Below are 3,360 nucleotides of genomic sequence, written 5' to 3'. Positions count from 1 at the left end.
TGTATGCCAGCTCCCTGAGAGGCGTCTCCAGGCTCAGTCACGGTTTGAGGTCTCGGGTCGGGCTACACACCGTGACGAGCGTGCCCTTCCCCAGCGAGATCACGTTCCCTGGCCGCATACCCGCGTCAGCGGCCCCGGTAGTCCCCTGATGACGTCGCATCCGGCACCGGGGACTCGTGCCGGGCGACGCTCACCGCTGTCTAGGCGGCGAGGGCGAGATCGTTGTTGGCGCTTGCGCGTCGTTTACCCCTGTTTAGCGAGGTGAGGAGACCTCGGCCTGCTTCCTCTCTCAGAACTGCCATATCGAAACCGGTCACCCCCACGAGTTCGTGGGCACGGTCTTCTGTCAACGTGCCGACCCTCCATCCGGAGAGCGTTGCGGATTATACGCGCCGCCACGGACACGCGCACGGATGTGCTTCGTGACCTGCGGGTTCACCCGCACGCGCACGGCCGCGCTACTCGCCCTTCTGCCGCTCCCGCAGCGCGCGCTGGACGTCGCGCTCCTGGTCGCGCTTGGCGATGGAATCGCGCTTGTCGTAGGTGTGCTTGCCCCGGCACAGCCCGAGCTCGAGCTTGGCGATGTTGCGCTCGTTGAAGTAGATGCGCAGCGGCACGAGCGTGTACCCGCGCTCCTTGGTCTTGGCGCCGAGGTAACGGATCTGCTTGGCGTGGAGCAGCAACTTGCGGATGCGGTCCGGGTCGACGTTGGCGCGGTTGCCGTGGCTGTAGGGCGAGATGTGGACCCCGTGCAGCCACGCCTCGCTGCGCCTGATCACGGCGAACGAGTCGCGCATCTGCGCACCGTGCTGCCGCAGGGACTTCACCTCGGTCCCCGTCAGCGCGATGCCCGCCTCGAAGGTCTCCTCGACGAAGTAGTCGTGGTAGGCCCTCTTGTTGGAGGCTATGAGCCGATCGTCCTTGGTCACTTGGGTCCCGCTCGCGTCGGTCCGTGCGCCCCTCATCGGGCGCCGCACCGCTGAATGCTAGCATGGGGCGACGACCCGGCCGGCTCGCACGAGGAGGACGAGATGGACGGCGGCTACTATCCGCAGCAGCCCGCGGCGTACCAGCCGCAGCAGCCCGTGCAGTACAGCGACTCGCAGCGGATCATGTACCTGGAGCAGCGCATCGCCGCACTCGAGGCGCGCATCCCGCACACCAACCTGATCAGCCCGCGCTTCATGCAGCGCGCGTGGGCCGTGTTCGGCCACTACTTCGTGTCGTCGCTGGTCATCGGCCTGATCGTGGGCCTCGTGATGACCGTGATCAGCATCATCCTCACGCTCATCTTCGGCGCGGGGATCGCGGCGCTCATCCCGTCGCTGCAGAACTCGCTCGGCGGGTACTAGGGGGCGCGGCGGGGCACCCGGCCAGCGGGACGCCGCGCGCCCCCGCGCGCTACGGCGTGAAGTCCGTCCCGGCTTTGAGGTCGAGCACGAACCGCGTCAGCAGTGCGACCGCGTGCTCGACGTCCGCGAGCGCGAGCACCTCGGTGGGCGTGTGCATGTAGCGCAGCGGGATGCTCACCAGCCCGGCGGCCTTGCCGGCCTTGGTGAGCTGGATGACGTTCGCGTCCGTGCCGGTGCCGCGCGGCTCGCCTTCGACCTGGAACGGCACCTTCGCCCTCTTCGCGGCGGCGCACAGCAGGTCGAACACCTTCGGGTTGATGTTGGCGCCGCGCGTGACGACCGGACCCTTGCCGCACTCGACCTCGCCGTGGCGGCGCTTGTCGACGTCGGGGTAGTCGGTGGCGTGCGTGACCTCCACCGCGATGCCGACCACCGGGTCGATCGCGTACGCGGACGTGTGCCCGCCGCGCAGGCCGATCTCCTCCTGCACGGTCGCCGCGGCGACGAGGTCGCCCTTCGCCCCGCCGGCCTTCTTCACCTCGGCGAGCACGCGCGCGCAGACGAACGCGCCGACCTTGTCGTCGAACCCGCGCGAGACCGCCATGCCGCTCCCGAACGTCTCCAGCCCCACCGCGAGCGTGACCGGGTCGCCCACGCGCACGCGCTTCTTCACGTCGGCGGCCGGCAGCCCGAGGTCGATGAAGAGCTTGTGCATCTTCGTGACCGACTTGCGGTCGTCCTCGTCGAGCAGGTGGATCGGCATGCGCCCGATGACGCCGAGCAGCGCGCCCTTGGCGGTGTGCACGCGCACGCGCATCCCCGGCAGGACGGCCGCATCGACTCCGCCGATCGAGGCGAACGCGAGGTACCCCTCGGCCGTGACGTAGTTGACCATGAAGCCGATCTCGTCGACATGGCCGGCGAGCATGACGCTCGGGCCGCCATCGGAGCCGGTCAGCGTGGCGTGGACCGAGCCCATGACGTCGGTGGCCACGCTGTCGGCGTGCTTGCCGACCCACTCGCGGAACACCGCCGCGGCGGGCTGCTCATAGCCCGACGGCGACGGCGCGTCGATGAGAGCGGTGAGGAACTTCAGGTCGGCTGCGCGCATGAGCGCCGCCTTTCGGGTCGGGCCGGGAGAGGTCCGGCGGGACGCGCGGGCGTCGTCAGTCTAGCGCACGCGGCCGCGCGCGCCCTTCGCTCGGGTACACTTGCGCCGGGCCGCGCGCGTGCGGTGCGGCGCAGACCGACGGAGGGCGTGCGCGTGGACTGTCCGAACTGCGGGGCCGAGAACTCCGAGCAAGCGACGTTCTGTTCGCTGTGCCTCGCGAAGTTCCCGCGCGTCGAGGAGACCGTCCCGTGCGCACCGGCGCCCACCGCCGAGGACCTCGCCTGCAACCTCAACGTCCCGCTCGCGGGCGCGCCCTCGGGCGCGCGCGTGCCGTCGTGGGCCGGGCCGAAGTACAAGGAGGCGTGCGACGCGCTCGTGCGCGGCAACGCGCTCATGCGCCAGGGCAACCCCGAACCCGCCGCGCGCAAGTACGAGACCGCGCTCGAACTGTTCGATCGGGTCTTCGGCATGGACGCACCGGAGCTCGAGGCCGTGTACGAGAACCTCTATCAGGCGTACGAGGCGCTTGGCGAGGGCGAGAACGCCGCGCGTACCCTCGGCCACCTGCTCGCCGTGTCGTCGCAGGCGCACGGCGCGAACTCGCTGCAGACGGCGCCGACGCTGCAACGCCTCGGGCGCGCGGAGATGCAGCACGGGCTGTTCCTCGATGCCGAGGAGCACCTGTGCGCGGCGCTCGACATCTTCGCCGCTGAGCTCGGGCCCACGAGCCGCCCGGCTATCATCGCCGAGCTCGACGTCTCGACCATCCTGCTCGCGCAAGGCCGCTACGAGGAGGCCGAGGGCCTGCTGCGCGACTCGATCGACGGGATGGAGGCGCGTGGCGAGACGGGTCTTCAGCTCGCGATGCGGCTCGAGAACCTCGCTGCAGTGTACGCG

At 70.0% G+C, this 3,360-nt stretch carries 4 protein-coding genes and 1 other RNA gene; 2 read left to right on the top strand and 3 right to left on the bottom strand.

Going from position 1 to position 3,360, the window contains the following annotated elements:
- Positions 1 to 321, bottom strand: a transfer-messenger RNA (tmRNA) gene (ssrA, locus tag FDZ70_08160); the annotation flags it as partial.
- 137 nt (positions 322 to 458) lie between these two features.
- Complete coding sequence (gene smpB, locus FDZ70_08155; GenBank protein ID TLM72828.1) at positions 459 to 965, bottom strand: SsrA-binding protein SmpB; 507 nt, start codon at positions 963 to 965, stop codon at positions 459 to 461.
- Positions 966 to 983: 18 nt separating this feature from the next.
- Between smpB and FDZ70_08150 the strand changes: the two genes are divergently transcribed.
- On the top strand, positions 984 to 1,352 hold the full coding sequence (locus tag FDZ70_08150) for a hypothetical protein (protein ID TLM72827.1): 369 nt from the start codon (positions 984 to 986) through the stop codon (positions 1,350 to 1,352).
- 49 nt (positions 1,353 to 1,401) lie between these two features.
- Here the strand turns inward: FDZ70_08150 and FDZ70_08145 are convergent, their stop codons facing one another.
- Positions 1,402 to 2,463 carry a M42 family metallopeptidase gene (locus FDZ70_08145; protein TLM72826.1) on the bottom strand — a complete coding sequence of 354 codons (1,062 nt, stop codon included), beginning with the start codon at positions 2,461 to 2,463 and terminating at the stop codon, positions 1,402 to 1,404.
- A 153-nt stretch (positions 2,464 to 2,616) separates the two neighbouring features.
- Here FDZ70_08145 and FDZ70_08140 point away from each other — a divergent pair.
- Positions 2,617 to 3,360: hypothetical protein (locus FDZ70_08140; GenBank protein TLM72825.1), on the top strand; the 744-nt coding region annotated here is incomplete at its 3' end.

This window comes from Actinomycetota bacterium (genome assembly GCA_005774595.1).
In the GTDB taxonomy this organism is placed as follows: Bacteria; Actinomycetota; Coriobacteriia; order Anaerosomatales; family D1FN1-002; genus D1FN1-002.
Note: the sequence above shows the minus strand (reverse complement) of the source record. Positions and strands in the feature narration are given on the sequence as shown.

Coding starts and splice junctions, on each gene's coding strand:
- smpB (TLM72828.1), bottom strand. CDS start 965: ATGAGGGGCGCACGGACCGACGCGAGCGGGACCCAAGTGACCAAGGAC.
- FDZ70_08150 (TLM72827.1), top strand. CDS start 984: ATGCTAGCATGGGGCGACGACCCGGCCGGCTCGCACGAGGAGGACGAG.
- FDZ70_08145 (TLM72826.1), bottom strand. CDS start 2,463: ATGCGCGCAGCCGACCTGAAGTTCCTCACCGCTCTCATCGACGCGCCG.